This window comes from Streptomyces sp. NPDC002537, from assembly GCF_053594975.1.
This window is the reverse complement of the sequence record NZ_JBSFWT010000011.1, coordinates 50,690-74,304: the sequence shown is the minus strand read 5'-3', so window position 1 is coordinate 74,304 and position 23,615 is coordinate 50,690. Positions and strand designations below refer to the sequence as shown.

Annotated in this window: 20 protein-coding genes; 8 read left to right on the top strand and 12 right to left on the bottom strand. The window is 74.9% G+C overall.

The window, feature by feature from the left end; translation table 11 throughout:
* From ACWD4A_RS08010 to ACWD4A_RS07995, 4 genes are all read left to right on the top strand, one after another.
* Nucleotides 1-1,947, top strand: a complete 1,947-nt coding sequence (locus tag ACWD4A_RS08010) for a fumarate reductase/succinate dehydrogenase flavoprotein subunit (RefSeq protein ID WP_451190803.1) — start codon at nt 1-3, stop codon at nt 1,945-1,947.
* Nucleotides 1,944-2,693 (top strand): succinate dehydrogenase/fumarate reductase iron-sulfur subunit, encoded by a 750-nt coding sequence (locus ACWD4A_RS08005; protein ID WP_451190801.1) that lies wholly within the window; start codon nt 1,944-1,946, stop codon nt 2,691-2,693. Before ACWD4A_RS08010 ends, ACWD4A_RS08005 begins: the two co-directional genes overlap by 4 nt.
* A gap of 29 nt (nt 2,694-2,722) precedes the next feature.
* Nucleotides 2,723-3,256: a hypothetical protein gene (locus tag ACWD4A_RS08000; protein ID WP_451190798.1), complete on the top strand. Its 534-nt coding sequence runs from the start codon at nt 2,723-2,725 to the stop codon at nt 3,254-3,256.
* A 62-nt stretch (nt 3,257-3,318) separates the two neighbouring features.
* Complete coding sequence (locus ACWD4A_RS07995; protein WP_451190796.1) at nt 3,319-4,779, top strand: hypothetical protein; 1,461 nt, start codon at nt 3,319-3,321, stop codon at nt 4,777-4,779.
* Here ACWD4A_RS07995 and ACWD4A_RS07990 read toward each other — a convergent pair.
* From ACWD4A_RS07990 to ACWD4A_RS07980, 3 genes are all read right to left on the bottom strand, one after another.
* Complete coding sequence (locus tag ACWD4A_RS07990) at nt 4,773-7,115, bottom strand: XRE family transcriptional regulator (RefSeq protein WP_451190793.1); 2,343 nt, start codon at nt 7,113-7,115, stop codon at nt 4,773-4,775. The two genes, ACWD4A_RS07995 and ACWD4A_RS07990, sit on opposite strands and share 7 nt — an antisense overlap.
* Before the next feature lie 176 nt (nt 7,116-7,291).
* Nucleotides 7,292-7,537, bottom strand: coding sequence for a chaplin (locus ACWD4A_RS07985; protein ID WP_451190791.1), 246 nt, complete (start codon nt 7,535-7,537; stop codon nt 7,292-7,294).
* A 235-nt stretch (nt 7,538-7,772) separates the two neighbouring features.
* Complete coding sequence (locus tag ACWD4A_RS07980; protein ID WP_451190788.1) at nt 7,773-8,750, bottom strand: polyprenyl synthetase family protein; 978 nt, start codon at nt 8,748-8,750, stop codon at nt 7,773-7,775.
* Nucleotides 8,751-9,102: 352 nt separating this feature from the next.
* Here ACWD4A_RS07980 and ACWD4A_RS07975 point away from each other — a divergent pair, with 352 nt between their 5' ends.
* The 4 genes from ACWD4A_RS07975 to crcB all read left to right on the top strand — a co-directional run bounded on the left by ACWD4A_RS07975 (nt 9,103) and on the right by crcB (nt 11,690).
* Nucleotides 9,103-10,353 carry a styrene monooxygenase/indole monooxygenase family protein gene (locus ACWD4A_RS07975; RefSeq protein ID WP_451190785.1) on the top strand — a complete coding sequence of 417 codons (1,251 nt, stop codon included), beginning with the start codon at nt 9,103-9,105 and terminating at the stop codon, nt 10,351-10,353.
* A 151-nt stretch (nt 10,354-10,504) separates the two neighbouring features.
* Nucleotides 10,505-10,975, top strand: coding sequence for a fluoride efflux transporter FluC (locus tag ACWD4A_RS07970; protein ID WP_451190781.1), 471 nt, complete (start codon nt 10,505-10,507; stop codon nt 10,973-10,975).
* Entirely contained in the window at nt 10,972-11,334 is a 363-nt protein-coding gene (locus ACWD4A_RS07965) for a DUF190 domain-containing protein (RefSeq protein ID WP_451190777.1), read from the top strand. Before ACWD4A_RS07970 ends, ACWD4A_RS07965 begins: the two co-directional genes overlap by 4 nt.
* The gene (crcB, locus tag ACWD4A_RS07960; protein WP_451190775.1) at nt 11,331-11,690 is read left to right on the top strand and encodes a fluoride efflux transporter CrcB; all 360 of its coding nucleotides are present in this window, start codon (nt 11,331-11,333) and stop codon (nt 11,688-11,690) included. Before ACWD4A_RS07965 ends, crcB begins: the two co-directional genes overlap by 4 nt.
* Nucleotides 11,691-11,702: 12 nt before the next feature.
* Here the strand turns inward: crcB and ACWD4A_RS07955 are convergent, their stop codons facing one another.
* The 9 genes from ACWD4A_RS07955 to iolB form a co-directional block, all read right to left on the bottom strand.
* Complete coding sequence (locus tag ACWD4A_RS07955; protein WP_451190772.1) at nt 11,703-12,596, bottom strand: LysR family transcriptional regulator; 894 nt, start codon at nt 12,594-12,596, stop codon at nt 11,703-11,705.
* A gap of 92 nt (nt 12,597-12,688) precedes the next feature.
* The gene (locus ACWD4A_RS07950; RefSeq protein ID WP_451190769.1) at nt 12,689-14,404 is read right to left on the bottom strand and encodes a sigma-70 family RNA polymerase sigma factor; all 1,716 of its coding nucleotides are present in this window, start codon (nt 14,402-14,404) and stop codon (nt 12,689-12,691) included.
* A 91-nt stretch (nt 14,405-14,495) separates the two neighbouring features.
* Nucleotides 14,496-15,962, bottom strand: coding sequence for a PH domain-containing protein (locus ACWD4A_RS07945; RefSeq protein WP_451190767.1), 1,467 nt, complete (start codon nt 15,960-15,962; stop codon nt 14,496-14,498).
* Entirely contained in the window at nt 15,959-16,501 is a 543-nt protein-coding gene (locus tag ACWD4A_RS07940; protein WP_451190938.1) for a PH domain-containing protein, read from the bottom strand. Before ACWD4A_RS07940 ends, ACWD4A_RS07945 begins: the two co-directional genes overlap by 4 nt.
* Nucleotides 16,502-16,599: 98 nt before the next feature.
* Nucleotides 16,600-16,962 (bottom strand): hypothetical protein, encoded by a 363-nt coding sequence (locus ACWD4A_RS07935; RefSeq protein ID WP_451190764.1) that lies wholly within the window; start codon nt 16,960-16,962, stop codon nt 16,600-16,602.
* Between the two features lie 77 nt (nt 16,963-17,039).
* Nucleotides 17,040-19,136: an FUSC family protein gene (locus tag ACWD4A_RS07930; protein ID WP_451190761.1), complete on the bottom strand. Its 2,097-nt coding sequence runs from the start codon at nt 19,134-19,136 to the stop codon at nt 17,040-17,042.
* 74 nt (nt 19,137-19,210) lie between these two features.
* Nucleotides 19,211-20,704 (bottom strand): CoA-acylating methylmalonate-semialdehyde dehydrogenase, encoded by a 1,494-nt coding sequence (locus ACWD4A_RS07925; RefSeq protein WP_451190935.1) that lies wholly within the window; start codon nt 20,702-20,704, stop codon nt 19,211-19,213.
* 120 nt (nt 20,705-20,824) lie between these two features.
* On the bottom strand, nt 20,825-22,705 hold the full coding sequence (gene iolD, locus ACWD4A_RS07920; protein ID WP_451190759.1) for a 3D-(3,5/4)-trihydroxycyclohexane-1,2-dione acylhydrolase (decyclizing): 1,881 nt from the start codon (nt 22,703-22,705) through the stop codon (nt 20,825-20,827).
* Nucleotides 22,702-23,580, bottom strand: coding sequence for a 5-deoxy-glucuronate isomerase (gene iolB, locus ACWD4A_RS07915; protein ID WP_451190756.1), 879 nt, complete (start codon nt 23,578-23,580; stop codon nt 22,702-22,704). The genes iolD and iolB overlap by 4 nt, the downstream gene beginning before the upstream one ends.
* Nucleotides 23,581-23,615 lie beyond the last annotated feature (35 nt).

Below are 23,615 nucleotides of genomic sequence, written 5' to 3'. Positions count from 1 at the left end.
ATGAGCTACAGCGAGTACGCGACCGGCGAGCCGGTCGTCGACACCAAGGCGCCCGAGGGGCCGATAGCCGAGCGCTGGGACCGCCGCCGCTTCGAGGCGAAGCTGGTCAACCCGGCCAACCGCCGCAAGCAGACCGTGATCGTCGTGGGCACCGGGCTCGCGGGCGGCGCGGCCGGCGCGACCCTGGGCGAACAGGGCTACCACGTCGTCCAGTTCTGCTACCAGGACTCCCCGCGGCGCGCCCACTCGATCGCCGCGCAGGGCGGCATCAACGCCGCCAAGAACTACCGCAACGACGGCGATTCCGTCCACCGTCTGTTCTACGACACCGTCAAGGGCGGCGACTTCCGGGCCCGCGAGTCCAACGTCCACCGCCTCGCCCAGGTCTCGGTCGAGATCATCGACCAGTGCGTGGCACAGGGCGTGCCGTTCGCCCGGGAGTACGGCGGTCTGCTCGACACCCGCTCCTTCGGCGGCGTGCAGGTCTCCCGCACGTTCTACGCCCGCGGCCAGACGGGCCAGCAACTGCTGCTCGGCGCCTACCAGGCGCTCAGCCGCCAGGTCGCGGCGGGCAATGTGGAGTTGCACCCGCGCACCGAGATGCTCGACCTGATCGTCGTCGACGGCAAGGCCCGCGGCATCGTCGCCCGCGACCTGGTCACCGGCCGCATCGACAGCTACTTCGCCGACGCGGTCGTGCTCGCCTCCGGCGGCTACGGCAACGTCTTCTACCTCTCCACCAACGCGAAGAACTCCAACGCCACCGCCGCCTGGCGGGCCCACCGGCGCGGCGCGTACTTCGCCAACCCCTGCTTCACCCAGATCCACCCCACCTGCATCCCGCGCTCCGGCGACCACCAGTCCAAGCTGACGCTGATGAGCGAGTCGCTGCGCAACGACGGCCGCATCTGGGTGCCCAGGGCGAAGGGCGACGACCGGCCGCCCGCCGAGATCCCCGAGGACGAGCGCGACTACTACCTGGAGCGCATCTACCCGTCCTTCGGCAACCTCGTGCCGCGCGACATCGCCTCCCGCGCCGCGAAGAACGTCTGCGACGAGGGCCGCGGCGTCGGCCCCGGCGGGCAGGGCGTCTACCTCGACTTCGCCGACGCCATCCAGCGGCTGGGCCGCGAGGCCGTCGAGGCGAAGTACGGCAACCTCTTCGACATGTACGAGCGCATCACGGCGGAGAACCCGTACGAGGTGCCGATGCGCATCTACCCCGCGATCCACTACACGATGGGCGGGCTCTGGGTCGACTACGACCTCCAGACCACGATCCCGGGCCTGTTCGCCGTCGGCGAGGCCAACTTCTCCGACCACGGGGCCAACCGGCTCGGCGCCTCCGCGCTGATGCAGGGCCTGGCCGACGGCTACTTCGTCCTGCCGTCGACCATCAACGACTACCTCGCCCGCAACCCGCACCGCGACGAGGTCGACGCCACCCACCCGGCGGCCGTCGCCGCGGTCACCGAGACGACGGAGCGCCTGGAACGGCTGCTCGCCGTCGACGGCGACCGGACGCCCGACTCCTTCCACCGGGAGATCGGCGAACTGATGTGGGAGTACTGCGGGATGGCCCGCACCGAGGAGGGCCTGCGCAAGGCCCTGGAGACGATCCCGCAGATCCGCGAGGAGTTCTGGCGCCGGATCAAGGTGCCCGGCACCGGCGAGGAGTTCAACCAGTCGCTGGAGAAGGCCAACCGGATCGTCGACTACCTGGAACTCGCCGAGCTGATGTGCCTCGACGCGCTGCACCGGTCCGAGTCCTGCGGCGGCCACTTCCGCGAGGAGTCCCGGACCGAGGGCGGCGAGGCCGCCCGCAAGGACGAGGAGTTCTCGTACGCCGCCGCCTGGGAGTTCACGGCCACCGGCGACGCCCCCGTCCTGCACAAGGAAGACCTCGTCTTCGAGTACGTCCACCCCACCCAGCGGAGCTACGCATGAGGCTCACCCTGCGCGTCTGGCGGCAGAAGAACGCCGACGCCCCCGGCGCCATGGCCACCTACGAGGTGGACGGCATCTCCCAGGACATGTCGTTCCTGGAGATGCTCGACACCCTCAACGAGAAGCTCATCCTGGAGGGCGAGGAACCCGTCGCCTTCGACCACGACTGCCGCGAGGGCATCTGCGGCGCGTGCAGCCTGGTCATCAACGGCGACGCGCACGGCCCCGAGCGCACCACCACGTGCCAGCTCCACATGCGGACGTTCCGGGACGGCGACACCATCGACATCGAGCCGTGGCGCGCCACGGCCTTCCCGGTGGTCAAGGACCTCGTCGTGGACCGGTCCGCGTTCGACCGGATCATCGGGTCGGGCGGCTACATCAGCGCCCCCACCGGTTCCGCGCCCGAGGCGCACTCGACGCCCGTGCCCAAGCCGGACGCCGACTTCGCCTTCGAGCACGCCGAGTGCATCGGCTGCGGCGCGTGCGTCGCGGCCTGCCCCAACGGCTCGGCGATGCTCTTCACCTCGGCGAAGATCAACCACCTCAACGTGCTGCCGCAGGGCGCGCCCGAGCGCGAGTCCCGCGTCCTGAACATGGTCGCCACCATGGACGAGGAGGGGTTCGGCGGCTGCACCCTCACCGGCGAGTGCGCCACCGCCTGCCCGAAGGGCATCCCGCTGCCCTCCATCGCCGCCATGAACAAGGAATGGCTGCGCGCCACCCGGAGGGCGGGGCGGCGGTAGCCCGGGGGCGGACTTGTTATGTTCATGGAGTGACGGACGAGGGCTGGCTGAGGGTGCCGCTCGGCGGCGACGCCGAGCGGTGGACGACCCGTTCGCGGACCCGCCGGGTGCTCTTCGTGGTGCACAACGTCACGTCGGCCACCCGGCTGCTCGACGTCCTGCCCCTCTTCGACGACGACCTGCGCCTGCAACTGCTGGTCACCTGCACCGGATCGTCGCCCTTCCTCGCGGGAGTACCGGAACTGATGGCGGCGGCGGGCCTCCCCGTCCTCCCCTGGGAACAGGCGAAGGCGACCCCGGTGGACCTCGCGATATCGGCGAGCTACGGCGGCGAACTGGAGCTTCTCCAGGGCGACTTGGCCGTGCTCTCGCACGGGGTTGGCTACAATAAGAGATTGGCGAAGCCGGGAGCCGCCGGGAGCCGCCGGGAGCCGCCGGGAGCCGCCGGGAGCCGCCGGGAGCCGCCGGGCCCGGTGCCCGGGGCGCGTCCGCCGCTGCCGTCGAACCCGCCGTTGCACGGGGCTCCGCCCCGGACCCCGGTCCTCAAACGCCGGACGGGCTGAATTTCACGGACTGTCGCAGTGAAACTGCGGGCCCGACCCAGGCGTTTCAGCCCGTCCGGCGTTTGAGGACGCGCCCGAAGGGCGCTCCCGCCGCAGGCGGCAACGGCGCCGCACCCGGCAACGCGCAAGCCGGCGCCAGCGAACCCGCACCGATATTCGGGCTCTCGCCCGACTGGCTGCTCCATGGCGGCCACCCCATCGCCACCGCCACCGTCCTCTCCCACCCCGAGCAGCTCGCCCGGCTGGAAGCCGCCTGCCCCGAGGCCGTCCCGACAGCGCGCCTCGCGGGCGATCCCTGCTTCGACCGGATCCTCGCCGCGCTCCCCCACCGCGACCGCTTCCGCCGGGCCCTCGGCGTCGCCGAGGGCCAGCGGCTGATCGTGGTCAACTCGACCTGGTCCCCCGGCTCCCTCTTCGGCGACGGCGACGGCAACGGCGAGGAGGGCGACCTGCTGCCGTCCCTGCTCCCCCGGCTCGCGGCCGAACTCCCCGCCGACGAGTACCGCACGGCCGCCGTCCTCCACCCCAACATCTGGCACGGGCACGGCCCCGGCCAGGTCCGCGCCTGGCTGGACCGGGCCCGCCGGGCGGGTCTGGTCCTCGTACCGCCGCTGGAGGGCTGGCGGCAGGCGCTGATCGCCGCCGACTGCGTGCTCGGCGACCACGGGTCCGTCACCTATTACGCCGCCGCCATCGGCAGGCCCGTCCTGCTCGGCGCGTTCCCGGACACCGCCCTCGACCCGGACTCGCCCGTCGCCGCCCTGGGCCGGACCGCGCCCCGCCTGCGGCCGTACGACGGGCTGCGGGCCCAGCTCGACCGGGCCGTCGACACCCACGACCCGGGCCGCTACCGGGAGCTCGCCGCGCAGGTCAGTTCGGACCCGGGCCGGTCGGCGGAGCTGCTGCGCCGGGTCTTCTACGGGCTGATCGGCATCCCCGAGCCCGCGGACCGGCCCGCTCTGCTCGACCGGCTGCCGCTGCCCGCCCACGAGCCCGCCGAACGCACCGCGCCCGTCAGGGTCCTGACCCGGCTGCTCGGCGCCGGGCCGCCGGAGATCGCCGTCGTCCGCCACGCGGACGGGGCGGACGGGCCGGAGGACGACGGCATCGGCTGGGACGCGCACACGGCGGTGCACGAGGACACCCGGGACCCCGGACGGCTGCGGATCGCCGACGTGATCGTGCGGTACGGGCCCCCGGCGGACCCCCGGCTCGGCCCGCCCGCCGCGTGGACGGCGGAGGTACTCGCCCGGCACCCGGGGTGCGCGCTGGCGGCCTGGGTGACCGGCCCGGACCGCTGCGCGGTGCGCGCCCGCGGCGGCGGGCCGCTGCGGCTGTCCGCCGCGCCGGGCCCGGACGGACGGCCCGACCTGTGCGACCCCGCGGCGTACGCTTCCGCGCTCCACGCGTGGCTGGCGTCCGGCAAGTCGGCGGAGGAGGCCATGGCCTCGGGCATCACCGTCGTCACGGGAACGGCCCACCACCGGGTGACCGTCGAGGAGTGGCGACAGCCGGGTCAGTGACCGGCGGCCGCCAGCCGGGCGTCGACGCGGGCCACCGCGCCCGCGTCGCCCGCCTTCTCGTACAGCGCCCGCGCCTGCCGCAGGAAGTCCGCCTCGCCCGCGCGGTCGCCCGACTCCGCGGCGCACCGGGCGCGCAGCTCCGCCGCGTCCGCGAGCTGCCCCTCCGCGCCCTCCGCCGCCATGGTCGCGAGGGCGTCGTCGAGTGCCGCGCACGCGGCGGCCGGGTCACCGGCGGCGAGCAGGGTCTCGCCCAGGCTCATCCGGACACGGCCCTCGTTGTAGCGGTCGCGCTCGGCGAGCTCCTGGAAGCAGGCGAGGGCGTGCCGCAACTGCCGTACGGACTCGTCGAACCGCCGGCTGCCGCCCAGGGCCCTGCCGATGTGGTGCTCCAGGAGGGCGAGGCCGCGCGGCACGTCGGCCGCGCCCTCCTCCTCCGGGCCGATCGCGCGCAGGATCAGCCGCGCGTGCCGGAAGTGTTCCTCGGCGTCCTCGTAGCGCCACTGCCGCAGGCACAGCAGCCCGAGTGCCTCGGTGGCGGTGGCCCGGCCCCGGCGGTGTCCGGCGGCCCGGTCGGCCTCGGCGGCGGCCGTCAATTCCCGCTCGGCATCGGTGAACTGACGGAGTCCCAGGTAGGCGAAGGCGAGCTGGGTCCGCATCCGGCCCTCCGCCCGGAGGTCACCGAGGCGGCGGGCGGCGGCCAGGCCCCGGAGGTGGGTGGCCACCCACTGCTCGTGGAAGCCGAGGCGCAGGTGCAGCGCCCACATCGCCTCGCACAACTGCCAGGCGAGGCCGTCGAATCCGTGCTCCTCCGCGGCCCGTACGGCCTCGGCGAGGTTCTCGCGCTCGCGCCGGAGCCCGTCGAGGGCGGCGCGGCGGCCGTCGGGGTCGTCGGCGACGGGCGCCCCGTCCAGCGCCGCGTAGGCGGGTCCGAGGTGCCAACGGGCGGGAATGACACGCTTGTCGGCGGCCGCGGCGAAGTCCAGGTACCACCTGATCACCCGCCGGACGGCGTCCCGCGCGCCCTCGCGGCCCTCCTCCTCCAGGGCCTGCCGCCCGGCGTGGTGGCGCACGAGGTCGTGGAAGCGGTGGCGCCCGTCGGCGGCCTCCTCCAGGAGCCGGGCCGCGGCGAGGTCCCGGAGCAGTCGGCGGGCCTCCTCCGTGCCGGTGCCCGCGGCCGCCGCGGCCGCGCCGACGGGGACGGTGGGCCAGGGCCACGTCCCGAGCAGCCGGTAGAGGCGGGCGGCGGCGGGCGTCAGGGCCCGGTAGGCGAGGCCGGTGGCGTGCCGGGCGGCCTCGGAGGGCGCCGGGTCCAGGGTGGCGAACTCCCGCTCCAGGGCGGCCCAGTCCACCTCGTCCCGCCCTGCCGCCCGCGCGCCCGTCTCGCACAGCGCGAGCGGCAGGCCCCCGCAGCGCGCCACGACCGCCTCGGCGTGCGCGCGCTGCGGACCGACCGGCTCCGGTCCGACGATCCGGGTGAGCAGCAGCAGCGCGTCCTCGTCGCCCAGCGGACCGAGGCGGAGGAGGCGGGCGCCGTTGCCCACCAGCTCCGGGAGCCCGTGGCGGCTGGTGACGAGGGTGAGCGAGCCGGGCCCCGTGCCGAGCAGCGGGGCGACCTGGGCCGCCGTGTGGGCGTTGTCGAGGACGGTGACCAGGCGCAGGCCCGCGGTGCGGTCGCGGTAGAGGTCGAGCTGGCCCTGCTCGTCGGCGGGCACCCGGTCGGCCGGCACGCCGAGGCCGTGCAGGAACCGTACGAGCACCCCGGACGGGGTGACGGCGCGGGCCGGGCCGTCACCGCCGAGGTCGGCGTAGAGCTGGCCGTCGGGGAACCGGTCGGCGAAGGCGCGGGCGAAGTGCACGGCCGTGGCGGTCTTCCCGACACCGCCGGGGCCGGTGAGCACGACGACGCGCGGGGCGCCGGCGGCCGGGGCCGGGTCGTCGAGCAGGGCGGTGAGGGCGTCCCGTACGGGTTCGCGGTCGGTGAAGACGGCCGTGCCGGGCGGGAGCAGCCGGGGGCGGTGCGCCCCGGCGAGGGCGGGCACGGGTGCGGCGGCGGCCCGCAGCAGCTCGGTCTCGCGGGCCCAGGCGACGAGCTCGGCGGAGAAGTCCGCGTCCTCCCCGGCCTGTTCGAGGAGCTCGGCGAGGAGGGTGCGGCGGGCTTCCGGGTCGGTGGGGACGGTGGGCGGGGTGCCCGTGCGACCCCGGCTCCACCGCCGGCGGGCGAAGGCCGCGAGGCGTTCGGTGCTGCGGCGCCCCACCTCGCCCGCGGCGCCGGACAGCATGTCCGACGTGGCCGTGTTCACGGCCGACACCACCACCGCCATCGTGAACGGATCCACGTACGCCCTCCCCGGCTCGCCGATCCGCTCACGCTATCGGGAAGATCGCGCCGAGAGGGCGGGTTCCGGCCGCCGGACGGGCCGTCGGTCTCGGGGCACGAGACCGGAGCCCGTCCGGCGATCGGGAACCGGGTCCGGGGCGGGGCCCCGGCGCGGTCATACCTCGTGGGACGAGGTCACGACTTGTTGATGCAGGTGTTGCCCGAGGCACCGTTCAGCAGGCCGACGATGTCGATGCTGTTGCCGCACAGGTTGATCGGCACGTGCAGCGGGATCTGGATGACGTTGCCGGAGATGACGCCGGGCGAGTGGGCAGCCACGCCGTTGGCGTCGGAGTCGGCCACGGCCACCCCTCCGGTGAGGCCCGCGAGCGCGGCGCCGAAGGTGGCGGTGAGAGCGACGGTTTTGGCGATTCGTGACATGCGGAGACACCTTTGTTCACTCGTACTGTGGGAGGCACCCGACCGGTGACAGCCGGGGTGAGGATCAACGGCTGTTAGTCACAAAGGTTTCGTACATGGAGCGGACGGGTGACTCCACGACTTACCACCCTCTGTCCGGACATCCACGGCATAGGGCCGGACGGCTGAACCCGGGGCCTCCCACAGCCCGGCCCGTTCAGCCGTCCGTCACGCCTTCTCCGTCACCTCTTGCCCGTCACCCCTTCTCCGCCGCCATTCGCACCGCGAAGGCCGTGAGCTCCTCCGACCAGCCCGTCGCCAGCCGCGTCGACGTGGCGATCCGGGCGGCCCGGTCGACCAGTTCGCGGATGTGGCGCTCGGCGATGCCGCGCTCCTCGCGCTCCAGGAGGATCTCCCGCAGCAGCTCGGCGTCCCAGTCGTACTCCGGTCCGCCGTCGAGGAAGCCGCGCAGCCGCCAGGCGGCGTGCAGGGCGCGGGCGTAGGCGTCGTAGGTGATGTCGAGGTCGGGGCGGCCCGCGAGGGCGCCGCCCAGGCGCAGCGGGTGCCGCATCGCGTACCAGCCGGCGGTGCAGCCCCGGTCGCATCCCGCTATGCACCGACCGGGCCAGGGGTCGTCCAAGTACTCCGCGGTCATCGCCTCGTGGGCGTAGGTGCCGACGGCCCGCTCCAGACGGAGCTCGTCCCAGATCCGCCGGGCGGCGGCGGGCAGCCGCGCCGCGAGCCGGTCGGCGAGGGTGAGGGAGAGGTCGCCTGCGAGGGTCGCGGTGGACTCGCCGAACCGCCCGGCGTCCCCCGCCCAGCCGTTGCGCTCGTGCTCGGCGGCACGGCTGATGTGCAGGGTGGGGATGCCGCGGCGCAGGGCGGCGTTGTCGCGGACGTCGCTGCGGATGAGGGTGCAGGTGTCGAGGAGTTCGAGGGCGGCCGAGGCGTCGACGGCCCGGTCGGACGACGGGCCGTCCGGGTCGCCGCCCGCCGCGAGGTAGCCGGTGAGCAGGATGACCGGACGGATCCGGTCGATGCCCACGGCGACGAGCTCGGCGAGGGACTCGATCAGCCCCGCGCCCCGGGTGTCGGCGCTGCGCCAGCGCCGGTGCTCCTCGTTGAGGAGGCCGCGCAGGCGGTCCTCGACGCGGTCGAGCATGCCCGCGCGCTGGAGTTGGGGGGCCACCTCCTGGGGCGCCGGCGAGCGCGGCAGCCTGGGTTGCGCTGTCATCAAGTGCCTCCCTGGATCGGCTCCGGCCTGCGACCGGCCGGGCCGGCGGGGGTGTCCCGCCGCCCCCGGCGGAGGCTGACCGGCCAGAAGGCTTCCCAGCGGAGCGCGTCGGAAGCGGTGTTTTCCTGCCATACCGGAACACGCCATGGGCCTGGATTCCGGCCGGTGTCCGTTGTGCGGGCGCGGCCGGGACGGGCGTCCGAGTGGCTCATATTGGGCTGTTGCGCGAACGCGCCGGGTACGGCATCCGGCCACGGCCCGGTGCCCGGCCGTCTGTACAGCTCCCGCGGCCACCGCTAGAACGGATCGGGACGGACGGGACACGACGGTGGGACACGGCGGGGAGAGGCCGATGCGCAGGATCGCGATCGTCGGCGCGGGGCAGGCCGGACTGCAGCTGGCCCTCGGGCTTCGGGCGCACGGCTACGACGTCACCGTGCACGCGGCCCGCACGCCCGGCGAGGTGCGCGGCGGGCCCGTGCTCTCCACCCAGTTGTTGTACGGCCCCGCCCATGCCCTGGAGCGCGCGGCCGGGCTCGCCCTGTGGGAGGCGGAGACACCCGCGATGACGTCGCTGCGCGTCATCCCCACGGACCCCGCGGGCTCGCCCCTGCGCGGCATCGCCGCCTCGTTCGACGAGCCCGTGCACTCCGTCGACCAGCGGGTGAAGACGGCGCGCTGGCTGGAGCTGTTCGAGGAGCGGGGCGGCCGGGTCGCCTACGGCGGCGTCGGGCCCGAGCAGGTGGAGCGGATCGCCGCGGCGCACGACCTGACGGTGGTCGCGGCCGGCCGCGGCCCGCTGGCGGAGCTCTTCGGCCGGGACGAGCGGCACAGCCCGTACGACCGCCCGCGGCGCACCCTGGCCGCGCTGTACGTGCACGGCATGGCGGCCCGGCCGGACGCCCCCGGTCCGCAGGTGCGCGGCAACCCCGTGGCCGGCCAGGGCGAGTTCTTCACCATGGAGGGCCTCACCCTCGACGGGCCCTGCGGCATGCTGCTGTGGGAGGCCGTGCCCGGCGGCGCCCTCGACCGCTGGCAGGACCGGCCGGGGCCGGACGAGGTCCTCGCGCGCACGCTGGACCTGCTGCGGACCCACCTCCCCTGGGAGTACGAACTGTGCGCGGGCGCCCGGCCGACCGACGCGGGCGCCGCCCTCGTCGGGGCCGTCACGCCCGTCGTCCGGCACCCCGTGGCACGGGTCGGGGCCGACGGCGCCCACGTCCTCGGCATGGCCGACGCCGTCGTCCTCAACGACCCGGTGACGGGCCAGGGCGCCAACAGCGCGGCCCGTTGCGCCGACACCTACCTCCGCGCGGTCCTCGACCACGGCGACCGGCCCTTCGACCGGACGTGGATGCTGCGGACCTTCGCCGCGTTCTGGGAGCACGCCCGGCACGCGGTGGCCTTCACCAACCTGATGCTGGCGGAGCCGCCCGAGCACGTGCGCCGCGTCCTGGCCGCGGCGGCGGAGCACCCGGAGGTCGCCCACCGCTACACCAACGGCTTCGCCGACCCGGCCGGCCTCCAGGACTGGTTCCTGGACGCGGACCGCGCCGACGCGTACCTGGCCGCCGTGACCGGGCGGCTGGTGCCGGACGCCTGAGCGGGGCCCGGACGGGGGCGGTAGCCTGGATTCCGGTGGCAGCCCGTACCGGCCGCCGCGCGGTGGTGGGGCCCGCCGTACCCGAACCGCGGCACGGACGCCGCCAACGGTCCCTATTCGCTGGCTCGCTGCGAGTAGGAGGCATCAGCACATGGGCTCTTCACGAGCCGTCGCGGACAGCACGCCCGTCCGCGCACCCGTCGCCGGGCGGCCCGCCGGGCACGGGCAGTGGCCTGTCGTCTGCGCGGTGTCCGCCGGCGGTGGCATCGGAGCCGCCGCGCGCTACGGGGCCGGGCTGCTGTGGCCCGCCGCGCACGGCGCGTTCCCCTGGACCACGTTCCTGGTCAACACGGCCGGCTGCGCCCTGATCGGCGCCCTGCTCGTGGTGATCGCCGATCTCGCGGCGCCGCACCGGCTGCTGCGGCCCTTCCTCGGCACCGGTGTGCTGGGCGGCTTCACCACGTTCTCCACGTACGCCGTGGACGTCCGGCGGCTGGTGGCCGACGGGCACACGGCCACCGCGCTCGCCTACCTGGCGGGCACGCTGCTCGCCGCGCTCGCGGCGGTGTGGGCGGCGGCGGGCCTGACCCGGCTGGTCCTGCGCCGGAAGGCGGCACGATGAGCATCCACACGAACGCGCTGCGGCTGACGGTCGTCGTCGGCGAGTCCGACACCTGGCACCACCGGCCGCTGCACTCCGAGATCGTGCACCGCGCCCACGCGGCGGGGCTCGCGGGCGCCAGTGTCTTCCACGGCGTCGAGGGCTTCGGCTCGTCCTCCGTCGTGCACACCGCCCGGCTGCTGTCGCTGAGCGAGGACCTGCCCGTGGCCGTGGTCGTCGTCGACGCCGAGGAGCGCGTACGGCCCTTCGCGGCGGAGGTCCGCGAGCTCGTCGGCTCGGGCCTCGTCTTCCTGGACGAGGTCGAGGTCCTGCCGCCGCGGGAAGACCGGGAAGACCGAGAAGACGGGGCCACGGCGTGAACTGGCTCCTCGTCGTCGCCGGCGCCATGGTGGGCGCCCCGATGCGCTATCTCACCGACCGCGCCGTGCAGTCGCGGCACGATTCCGTCTTCCCGTGGGGCACGTTCACCGTCAACGTGACGGGATGTCTGGTCCTCGGCCTGCTCACGGGCGCCGCCGTGCCGCAGCACTGGCAGCTCCTCCTGGGCACGGGCCTGTGCGGCGCCCTCACCACGTACTCGACGTTCTCGTACGAGACCCTGCGGCTGGCTGAGGAGGGCGCGGCCCTCCAGGCGGTGGCCAACACCGCCGGGAGCGTGGTGTGCGGCCTGGGCGCGGCGTGGGCGGGGGTGGCGCTGGGGCAGGCGGTCGGCTGACCGGCCGTCCGGCTATTCCTCCGGGGAGCCCAGGTGCTCCAGCAGCACCGCCCGCAACTCGCGGGCGGCGCGCGGCGGGGCGACGTCCTTGCGGTGGGCGACCGCGATCGTCCGCCGCATCCGCGTGCCCTCGAACGGCGTGACCCGCAGGCCCGAACGGGCCGCGACCATGCCGGGCACCACGGCCAGCCCGAGGCCCGCGCGGACGAAGCCGAGGACCGCGTCCATCTCGCCGCCCTCGACGGTGAAGGACGGTTCGAAGCCCGCCGCCCGGCACGCCGCGGTGGTGATCTCCCGCAGGTCGTAGCCGCGCCGGAACATCACCATCGGCCGGTCCGCCAGCTCCGCGACCTTGAGGGCGGGGCGCTCGGTGGGCGGCGGCGCCGAGGGGGCGGTGACGACGACGAGGTCCTCGCGGAGCAGTTCGGTGGTGGCCAGCGCGGGCGCGCCCACGGCCAGCGGGGTGATGATCAGGGCGAGGTCGAGGCCCCCGGCGGCGAGGGTGCGGACGAGGTCCTGGGAGCCGCCCTCGTCGATGACGAGCTCGATGCCCGGGTAGCGCGCGTGGTAGGTGTGCAGCACGTCGGGCACGAGGCTCGCGCAGAGGCTGGGCGGCGCGCCGAGCCGTACCCGGCCGCGCCGCAGCTGGGCCACTTCCTGGACCTCGCGGCGCGCCCGCTCCATGTCGGCGAGGATCTGCCGGGCCAGCGGCAGCAGCACCTCGCCCGCGTCGGTGAGGCCGATGTTGCCCCGGGCGCGGTGGAACAGCTCGGCGCCCAGCTCCCGTTCGAGGGCGCGGATCTGCTGGGAGAGCGACGGCTGGGCGACGTGCAGCGCGTCCGCGGCCCGGGTGAAGTGGCGGATCTCGGCGAGGGCGGCGAAGTAGCGGAGCTGCTGGAACTGCACCCGCGCATCGTATAGAGCCGGGATCCGCCGGGGCGGGCCGGTCGGCCGGCCCGCCCCGGCCGGGCCCGGTGGCTTCCTCCCCGGTGGTTTCCTCAGCGGGCTCCGAACACCTGGGTCCACCGGGGGCCGCCCGGCGCGTGGTTCACGCCGACGCCGATCTCCTTGAAGGAGCAGTTGAGGATGTTCCTGCGGTGGCCGTCGCTGTGCATCCAGGAGTCCATGACCGAGGCCGGGTCCTGCTGCCCGTACGCGATGTTCTCGCCGTAGGTGCTCCACCGGTACCCGGCGGCGGTGATGCGCTCGCCGGGGCCGGCGCCGTCGGGGTTGGTGTGGTCGAAGAAGCTACGGGCGGCCATGTCGTCGGAGTGGCCCTGCGCGGCCCGGTCCAGGGTGGCGTTCTCGGTGACGGGTGAGCATCCCGCCTTCGCGCGCTCGGCGTTGACGAGGGCGGTGACCTGCGCGCCCAGCGAACCGCCGCCGGAGCCGGTGGGTGCCTTGGGGGCCTTCGGGGCGGGGCGGGCGACGGTGGGGTCCGGCTTCGGCTCCGGTGCGTCGCCGCTGCCGCTCGGCGCGGGTGCGGAGGCCGAGGCGGACGCGCTCGCCTTGGGCGAGGTGCTCGCCGAAGCGGACGGGGAGGGGGAGGAGGACGGCGCGGCGCTCGGCGGCAGCGCGGCGGTGGAGGCGTCCAGTGCCTTCACCTTGGCGGGTATCTCCTCGCCCGCCGAGACGGGCCGGTCCGTACCGTCCGAGGAGTCGGCGAAGAAGTGGAGACCGCCCAGGACGCCGCCCGCGACGACGGCCAGGGCCGCGGCCCCGGCGGCGGCCCGCTTCACGGCGCGGGGCCGGGCGGCGCGGTGACCGTGCGACGCGCGGCCGCCGCCGCCACAGTGCCGGGCGGCGTGCGAAGAGGCACCGTGCGAAGAGGCAGCATGTGAAGGAGCCGCGTGTGAAGGAGCCGCGTGGGAGGCGGCCGGAGCGGAACCGGGAGTCGCCGTCGTCGCCGACGCCGCCTGGGTGTCGAGCACCGCGCCGCCGCCCCACCAGCCGAGCAGCGTGCCCGCCACCGGCACCAGCCCGAGGCCGACGAGCAGCCGCTCCGCCGGGACCAGCGCCGACCAGGCGCCGCCGCAGGCGCCGCAGGCCCGTGCGTGCCGGGCGATCCGCTTGCGCCACAGCGCGGACGGGACGCCGTCCCAGGGGGCGACGAGTTCGGCGAGCTCCCGGCAGCGGGGGGCCGCGCCCAGGGCCCGTACGACGCCCCGGGCCGTCTCCAGCTGCTCCTTGGTGCGCTGGACGCGGACGGCCGTGTGCGCGGGCGTCAGCTCCAGGGCGGCGGCGACCTCGGGGCGGGTCAGCTCGCCGGCCGCCTCCAGCCACCACAGGGAGAGCACGGTCTGCTCGCCCTCGTCGAGCCAGCGGGTGGCCTCGGCGACCTCCTTGCGCTGGCCCTCCAGGCCCAGCCGCACGATGGTCAGGTCGACGAAGTCCGCGCGGGGGTCGGGGACTTCGGCGACTTCCTGCAAGCCACTGACGGGCGCCTCGGGGCGGCCCCGCCAGTGGCTCCGTATCTGGTTGGTCGTGATCGCGACGAGCCAGGAGCGGAAGCGGGCCGGGTCCCGGAGCTCGTCCAGGCCGTTGATGACCCGGAGCATGGTCTCCTGGACCACGTCGTCGACGTCGGCGTGGCCGTCGAGGGCCCGGCCGACGATGTTGTAGACGAGCGGCAGGCAGTCGGCGACGAGCTCGTCCTGTGCTGCCGCGTCCCCGGCCCGCGCCGCCTCGACCACGGCCACGCTGTCACTCTTCACGCCGCGCCACCCCTTCTCGCTTTTCCGTTCGGTCCGACACATAGGAGACGCGGGGCGCCGTTCGGGATAACAGAAAAGAAGAAAGAATTTCTCAGCCGTGTTCCAGGAACTCCGTGAGGATGCCGGGAGCCGCCTCCTCCGCGAAGCCGGCCGCTTCCGCCGCCGCCATGTCCCGGACGCGGTAGCCGGGTTCGCCCGCCGCGACGGCCGCGGTCACCGCGACCACCCCGGCCCGCCGCGAGAACGGGGTGTCCGTGAACGTCCACGCCAGCACGGCCCGCCGGTCCAGCACCGTGGTGTCCCGGGCGAACGTGCCCGACCGCACCACCAGATGGCGGCCGCGGACGGCGTGCCCCAGCCCCTCGTACGCGCCGCGGGCCAGCCCGTACGCGAGCGGCGCGGCCACCAGCGCGTAGCCCGCCGCGCAGTACAGCAGCACCGGCGTGAGCAGCAGCCCGAGCACGGCCAGTGCGACCGCCGGGGGCAGGACGCAGCAGACGAACGCCCGGACGACCCGCCTGCGGAGGGCCACGCGCGGATGCGGCGTCAGCCCGTCCGTGTCCACGGGCCCGCCCAGCACGCCCGCGCACACGCGCACCGCCTCGGCGCGCGGCGCGGGCGGCAGCACGACGCTGCGCTTGCGGTTCTCCTCGCGGGAGCCGAGGCCGCCCGCGACCGCCCGTACGGTCGCGCCGCCGCCGGCGCGCAGCAGGAGGGGTTCGCGCAGGGTCACACCGCGCAGGCGGGCGCGCTCGATGGAGACGGAGCGGGTCGTGAACAGGCCGCGGCGCACCCGCAAGGTGCTCGAATCAGTCCATTCCAGGCGGAAGTTCCACCAGTTCTCGACGTAGAGCACGACCGCGCCCACGCTGCCGAGGGCGGTGACGGCGAGGAGCGCCAGCGGGACGGTCAGCCACAGGACGCTGTTGCCGAACTCCTTGAACGCGTGCCGCACGAAGCCGATGCGCCACGGCTCCACGCCGATCCCGTCCAGCACCCGCCAGACGGTCCCGGCGACGGCGAAGACCCCGCCGAACACCCAGAACGTCAGCGGCGCGTAGCGCAGCCAGCGGGGGTCGGCGGTGGCGAGCACGGGGTCGGTGGTGGTCCGCGTCCCGGCGCGGGCGAGGAGTTCGGCCCGCAGCCGTACGGCCTCGGCGCGGGAGAGGCCCTCCAGTGACAGGCCCTTGCCGTTGCCGCCGGTCCCGGCGCGCAGCACGACGAGCCCGAGGACGCGCTGCACGGGGCCGGCGGTGAGGTCGACGTTGCGGATGCGGTGCAGCGGTATCGCCCGGACGCTCCGGGTGAACAGGCCCGTGTGCACTTCCAGGGCGTCGGCGGTGACCCGGAACCGGGTGCGCCGCCAGGTGATCAGCCCGGCCGTGGTGATCACGCCGAAGACCGTGCCGACGACGGCGAGGGTGATCCAGGCCCGGGTGTCCAGGCGGCCGCCGGTGGCGAGCGCGGTGAGGGCGAGCGAGCCGAGCGGCGCGCCCATCCAGGTGCAGTGGACGGCCAGCATGCGCGGGTCGAGGGTGCGCCACTCCCGACCGCTCATGCCGCGTCCTCGGAGACCTCGGGGCCCTCGGGTACCGGACGGGCGGCGTCGGCGATGCGCTCCGCGAGGTGCGCGGCGTCGGCGTCGGACAGCCCGGCGATCCGGACGTCGCCCGCCGTGGACGCGGTGGTGACGGTGACCGTGGCGAGGCCGAAGGCCCGCTGGACGGGGCCGCGCGTGGTGTCGACGGTCTGCACCCGGGCCAGCGGGGCGATCCGCCGCTTCTGCCACAGCCAGCCGCTCGCCGCGTAGACGGCGTTCTCCCCCACCTCCCACGCGTGGACGCGGTAGCGCAGGCGCGGCATGACGAGCTGGTAGCCGAGCGCGGGCAGCACCAGCACGACCAGCAGCAGCGGCCCGAGCCAGGCCAGCGCCCCGGGAAAGAACAGCAGGGACAGCACCAGCAGCACGACGGCCACCGCGACCATCGGCCCGCCGACCGTCAGCGCCGCCTGCACCGCCCACCACCGCCGCGCCCGCGGATCGACCCCGTTCCGCGGCGGCCGCAGCCGCACCTGTGAACGCCCCTGCCCGGCCATGTCCGCCCCCGTCCGCTCCCCGTTCGATTCCACTCCCAGGGTCGCAGACCACGCGATGAGGGCCCAAAACGGCGGCGGTTACCCCCGGCCGGACCGGCTCACGGCCTCCGGGTTACAGCCTCCGCCTCCGCCGCCTCCAGGATCTGGCGGATCTCGGCGAGCACCAGCCCGAGCGCGTCTCCGGTCTCCGCGGCCTGCGCGGCGTTCTCCAGTTCGCGCAGGCGGGCCGCGCGCTCGGGGTGACGCTCGATGGCGATGAACACGGCCCAGTAGTGCACGAAGGTCCGCAGCGGGGCGAAGCTCTGCAACTGCTGTGCGTTGGTCGTCGCCTCGAACAGATGCTGAGTGAGGTCGGCGAGCCGGCTCGGGGCGATCCGGGCCACCGCTGCCCGAAGGGCGTCCGGAGTGAGATCCGGCATGGGGATCAGCGGTCCGTACGGGCCGTCGGGCTGCGCACTCACAGTGTCCTCCGTTGCGGGCGAGGTGGTCCTGCCCGCCACCGTACCGTCGCGCGGCGCCCCGGCACGGTGGAACCGGCTCACCCCCTCCGGGCCGCCCGGTTGCGGCCGCCCGGCCCCGGGGAGAGGGCTTCCGCGAGTTCGTCGAGGGCGTCCAGGAGGAGGTCGGTGCCGCGGACGGCCACGCCTTCGTCGCCCGATTCCCGCTGCCAGGCGGCGAGGGCCGCGCGCGGGGCGGTCCAGTCGACGGGGAGTTTCTCGCGGATGGCGCGGGCCGCGGCGGGGAGGGCCTCCTGGAGGGCTTCGGCGAAGGCCGCGGCGCCCTTGGAGGGCTCGGCGTCGCGGTCGGGGAGGTGGGCCTCCATCAGCATGGTGGCCCGGCCCATGGTGGCGAGCGCGGCCTCGGCGGCCCGTTCCTTGGTACGGGAGATGCCGCGGTGGCGTACGGGCTCGGTGAGGGCGCGGGCGGCGGCCTCGTCCCAGGCGGTGCGCGCGGCGCGGGAGTCGAGCAGCGCCTCGCGCACGCGCCGCGGCCGCCGTTCGGCGGGGGCGGCGAAGGCGGCGAGCACGGCCACCGAGTAACGGCCGTTGGCGGTCAGCCAGTCGGCGAGCCGGTCGCGCAGCCGGGGCGTCTCCCAGGTGGGGAAGAGCGCGTACGCGGCCATCGCGAGCAGCCCGCCCAGCAGGGTGAGAGCCACCCGCGCCTGGACGGTCTGCGACCAGTCCCCGCCCGCGATGCCGAGCAGGAACACCACGTACGCGGCGATGCACGCGGACGCCACGCTGTAGCCGGTGTTCATCAGGAGGTACATCAGCGCGATGCACAGCACGGCGAGTCCCGCGTTCACCCACGGCCCCGGGTGGGCCACGGCGACCAGCGCCCCGCCGATCAGCACGCCTACGACGGTCCCGGCGAAACGGGCGATACCCCGCGAGTACGTCTGGCCGAAGTCCGGCCGCATCACCATCACGGAGGTCATCGGCGCCCAGTAGCCGTGTCCGAGCGGCAGCGCGGTGCCCAGCACGTAGCCGACCAGCACGACCACCGTCACCCGGACCGCGTGCCGCCCGACCGGCGACGACCAGCGCGCCTCGCGGCGCAGGGCGCGCAGCGCCAGCGGCACGAGGCGGGGCACGGAGGGCCGCAGCAGGTGCCGGTGTTCCGCACCGGCGGGCGGCCTGGTCGAACGGACCGGCTCGTCGGTGGCGTCCACGGCGTCGCCGAGCAGCGCGATCAGCCGGTACGCGGAGCGGCGGGCCGGTCCCTTGAGCATCGGCCCGGACGCGGGCACCTGCAGGGTGGCCACCGCCTCGGGCGGCAGCCGCACCGGCTTGCCCCAGCGGATGGCGCGGGCGACGGCGTCCAGTACGGCCGCCGCCGCGGCCAGCAGATCGCGGGCCCGGTCGCGCTCGGGCCCCTCGGCGGGGGCGCCCAGCACCGGGTCGGCGATCGAGGCGAGCACCGGCCGGATGCGCTCGGCGACCCCGCGCGGACCGCCGAGCTGGCGGGGCCGGTTACGGGCCTGACGGGGAGTCAGTTCGGCGGCCTCGCGGGCGTCCATGAGCGGCTGCGGGTCGAAGCGGGCCACGGGGTCGTGGCGGAGTCTTCGCGCGTAGTCCGCCTCGGCGGCCAGCGCGTCGGCGAGCGCGTCGCGCTGGATGCCCCAGGGGCGGACGGGCAGCAGCACGATCAGCGCCGCCTGGACCAGCCCGCCGACGGCGATGAGCCCGGCGTGCTCCAGGGCGCCGAGCACGGACGTCGGCAGGGTGACCGTGACCAGCATGACGGCGATGGTCTGCGTGGCGACGAGCCCGGACACCGGACCGACCGCCCACGCCATGCCGGCGAAGAGGGTCCACACCGCCAGCAGCGTGGCGAACAGGACATGGTCGGCGGCGGCCATGTAGCCCAGGAACGTGCTGATGCCGAGCCCCACCGCCACCGCGAGCGCCAGCACGGGCCGCGGCCGCCAGCTCCGCTGGAACGTCGCCAGGCCCGCGGCGAAGGCGCCGAACGCGGAGGAGACGGCGAGGGTGGGCGTGCCGAGCCAGAGCGTCAGCCCGACCACGATCGCGACCCCGGCCGCGCCGCGGAGGGCGACGACCGGGGTCAGCTTGGTGCGCTCCACGGTCAGACCGGTCCGCACGGTCTCTCTCAGGGCGCTCGACCAGGTCATACCCCGAGCTTACGATCATGCCGCCGCGAACCGGCACTCCGGTCCGCACCGGCGTGACCTGGTGTTACCGGCCGTCAGCGGTGGCTGGGGAAGCCGAGGTCGACGCTGCTCTCCGCCGGGTCCGGCCAGCGCGTCGTCACCACCTTGCCGCGGGTGTAGAAGGCCACGCCGTCGTTGCCGTAGACGTGCAGGTCGCCGAAGAGGGAGTCCTTCCAGCCGCCGAAGGAGTGGTAGCCCACCGGGACGGGGATCGGCACATTGACGCCGACCATGCCCGCGTGGACCTCCAGCTGGAAGCGGCGGGCCGCGCCGCCGTCGCGGGTGAAGATCGCGGTGCCGTTGCCCCAGGGCGAGCCGTTGATGACGGCCAGCCCCTCCTCGTAGGTGTCCGCGCGCAGCACGCACAGCACGGGGCCGAAGATCTCGTCGCGGTAGGCGTCCATGCCGGTGCCGACGTGGTCGAGGAGGGACAGGCCGATCCAGTGCCCGTTCTCGTAGCCCTCGACGGTGAAGCCGGTGCCGTCCAGGACGACCTCGGCGCCCTGGGCCGCGGCGCCCTCCACGTACGAGGCGACCTTGTCGCGGTGGGCCTTGGTGATGAGGGGGCCCATCTCGGAGGCCGGGTCGGCACCGGGCCCGATCCTGATCTTCCCGGCGCGGTCGACGATCTTCTCGACGAGCGCGTCGCCGGTCGCGCCGACGGCGACGACGGCGGAGACGGCCATGCAGCGCTCGCCCGCGGAGCCGTACGCGGCGGAGACGGCGGCGTCGGCGGCGGCGTCGAGGTCGGCGTCGGGCAGCACCAGCATGTGGTTCTTGGCGCCGCCGAGCGCCTGGACACGCTTGCCGTTGGCGGTGGCGACGGCGTGGATGTGACGGGCGATCGGGGTGGAGCCGACGAAGGAGACGGCCGCGATGTCGGGGTGCTCCAGGATGCGGTCGACGGCCACTTTGTCGCCGTTGACGACGTTGAGGACACCGGCGGGCAGCCCGGCCTCGGCGGCCAGTTCGGCGAGCAGGAACGCGGCCGACGGGTCCTTCTCGCTGGGCTTGAGGACGAAGGTGTTGCCGCAGGCGACGGCGAGCGGGAACATCCACATCGGCACCATGGCCGGGAAGTTGAAGGGCGTGATGCCCGCGACGACGCCCAGCGGCTGCCGGATCGCGGCCACGTCGACCCCGCCGGACACCTGGGTGGACAGCTCGCCCTTGAGCTGGGTGGTGATGCCGCAGGCCAGCTCGACGATCTCCAGACCGCGGGCGACCTCGCCGAGCGCGTCGGCGTGCACCTTGCCGTGCTCGGCGGTGATCAGCCGGGCGATCTCCTCGCGGTGGGCGTCGAGGAGGGCGCGGTAGCGGAAGAGGACGGCGGTGCGCGCGGCGAGCGAGGAGGTGCCCCAGGTCCCGTACGCGGCCTTCGCCGCGGCCACCGCCGCGTCCACCTCCGCGGCGGAGGCGAACGCGACGCGGGTGGTCCGCTCCCCGGTGGCCGGGTCGGTGACCGGCCCGTACACGCCGGAAGTGCCCTCGACGGCCTCGCCGCCGATCCAGTGGTTGACGGTCTTCATCTGCACGGAGCCCTTCTGGCACGGGGAGCGCCCCGAAGGGGCGCGGGGAACGGCGCGACCGGCCACGGGACGACCCGCGGCCGCCCACCGGGCTCACTGGGCACCCCGGTGGGCGCACAGCTAGAGGTGATGACGCCGGGCGGCCGCCTGCCGCTCGTACTCCTCCCTGGCAGCAACGGCCGCAGGCCGCGTCGCGGTCTGGGCGACAGGCACATCCCACCACGCCTGCGCCGGAGGCGCCCCCGGCACTGTGTCGGCTGTTTCGGTCTCCACGTAGACACATGTGGGGCGGGTGGCAGCGCGCGCCTCGGCCAGCGCGTCCTCCAGTTCGGCGATGCAGCGGGGGCGCAGCACGGCCATGCCGAGGGAGGCGGCGTTGGCGGCGAGGTCGACGGGGAGCGGGTCGCCGGTGTAGGAGCCGTCGGCGGCCCGGAAGCGGTAGGCGGTGCCGAAGCGTTCGCCGCCGACGGCGGCGGAGAGCCCGCCGATCGAGGCGTAGCCGTGGTTCTGGATCAGCACCACCTTGATGGCGATGCCTTCCTGTACGGCGGTGACGAGTTCGGTCGGCATCATCAGGTAGGTGCCGTCGCCGACGAGGGCCCATACGGGGCGGTCGGGGCTCGCCATGCGGACGCCGATCGCGGCGGGGATCTCGTAGCCCATGCAGGAGTAGCCGTATTCGACGTGGTAGTCGCGGCGGCCGCGGGTGCGCCAGAGCTTGTGGAGGTCGCCGGGGAGCGAACCGGCGGCGTTGACGATGACGTCGGAGGGGCCGACGGCGCGGTCGAGGGCGCCGAGCAGCTGGGCCTGGGTGGGGCGGGCGGTGCGGTCGGTCCAGGAGAAGGCGTGGTCGACGGCCCGGTCCCAGGCGGCCTTGCCCTTGGCGTACTCCTCCTCGTACGCCTCGGTGACGCGGTGGCCGGCGAGGGCGTGGCGCAGCGCGTCGAGCCCGGCGCGCGCGTCGGCGACGAGGGGCAGCGCGGCGAGCTTGTGGGCGTCGAAGGAGGCGATGTTGAGGTTGACGAAGCGGACGCCGGGGGCGGCGAAGAGGGTCGAGGAGGCGGTGGTGAAGTCGCTGTAGCGGGTGCCGACGCCGATGACGAGGTCGGCGGTGCGGGCGAGTTCGTCGGCGACGGCGGTGCCGGTGTGGCCGATGCCGCCGACGGCGCGGGGGTGGTCGTGGGCCAGCGAGCCCTTGCCCGCCTGGGTGGCGGCGACGGGGATGCCGGTGGCCTCGGCGAACGCGGCGAGCGCGGCGCAGGCGTCGCTGTGCGGGACGCCGCCGCCGGCGATCAGCAGCGGGCGGCGGGCGGCCCGTACGGCGGCGGCGGCCTCGGCGAGCGCGTCGGGGTCGGGGGCGGGGCGGCGCACGTGCCAGACGCGGTCGGCGAAGAACTCCTCCGGCCAGTCGTACGCCTCGGCCTGGACGTCCTGCGGCAGGGCGAGGGTGACGGCGCCGGTCTCGGCGGGGTCGGCGAGCACCCGCATGGCCTGCAGGGCGGCGGGGATCAGCACCTCGGGCCGGGTGATCCGGTCGAAATAGCGGGAGACGGGCCGCAGACAGTCGTTGACGGACACGTCGCCCGCGCCGGGGTGTTCGAGCTGCTGGAGCACGGGGTCGGCGGGCCGGGTGGCGAAGGTGTCGCCGGGGAGCAGCAGGACGGGGATGCGGTTGATGGTGGCGAGGGCGGCGCCGGTGACGAGGTTGGTGGCGCCGGGGCCGATGGAGGTGGTGACGGCATGGGCGGAGAGCCGGTCGCGGTGGCGGGCGTAGCCGACGGCGGCGTGCACCATGGCCTGTTCGTTGCGGCCCTGGTGGTAGGGCATGGCGTCGCCGGACTCCAGGAGCGCCTGGCCGATCCCGGCGACGTTGCCGTGGCCGAAGATGCCCCAGCAGGCGGTGATCAGCCGCTGCCGCCGCCCGTCGCGCTCGGTGTGCTGGTGGGCGAGGAACTCCACCAGGGCCTGGGCGACGGTCAGCCGCCGGGTGGGTGGGGTCATCGGGCGTCCTCCTCGGTGGCGCGGTAGAGCGGCAGCCTGGGGTCGACGGGCTGCTCGGGCCAGGTGGCGCGGATCCAGGCGTGGTCGGGGTGGTCGCGGACGATCCACTCCCGTTCACCGGGCCCGGCCATGACGTTGAGGTAGTACATGGTGTGGCCGGGGGCGGCGACGGACGGGCCGTGCCAGCCGTCGGGGATGAGCACGGCGTCGCCGGTGCGGACCTCGGCGAGCACATCGGTGCCGCCGCGCCGGGAGGGCGAGACCCGCTGGTAGCCGAGGCCCGCGGGGCCGTCGATCTCGAAGTAGTAGATCTCCTCCAGCCGGGACTCCTCGCCGGGGTGGTGCTCGTCGTGCTTGTGCGGCGGGTAGGAGGACCAGTTGCCGCCGGGGGTGAGCACCTCGACGGCGATGAGCCGGTCGCAGGCGAAGGCGTCGGCGGCGGCGAAGTTGTTGACCTGGCGGGAGCAGGTGCCGCTGCCGCGCAGCTCGACGGGGACGTCGGCGGCGGGGCCGTAACGGGCGGTCAGCCGGCGCTCGCAGCGGGCCCCGGCGAGCGCGAACCGGCCGCCCGCGCCGGAGGCGAGGGTCACCTGGCTGTCTCTCGGGGCGTACGCGAAGTCGGTGACGCCCTCGAACACGCTCTTCCTGCCGTGCAGTTCGAAGGGCTGCCCGTCGACGGTGACCGTGCAGCCGCCGGCCAGCGGCAGCACGATCCACTCGCTGTCCCCCGCCGTGAAGGTGTGCGTGGAGCCGGGCGACAGGGCGAGGACCCGGAGCGAGGAGTGGCTCCAGCCCGCCTGCTCCGGCCAGATGTCCAGGGCGTACGGGCCGTCGGCCGCGCTGCCGGCCGGGAGGTGGTGGGTGGCGAAGGTCATGGGGGCGGCTCGCTCTCTCCTGACACCGTGTGGGC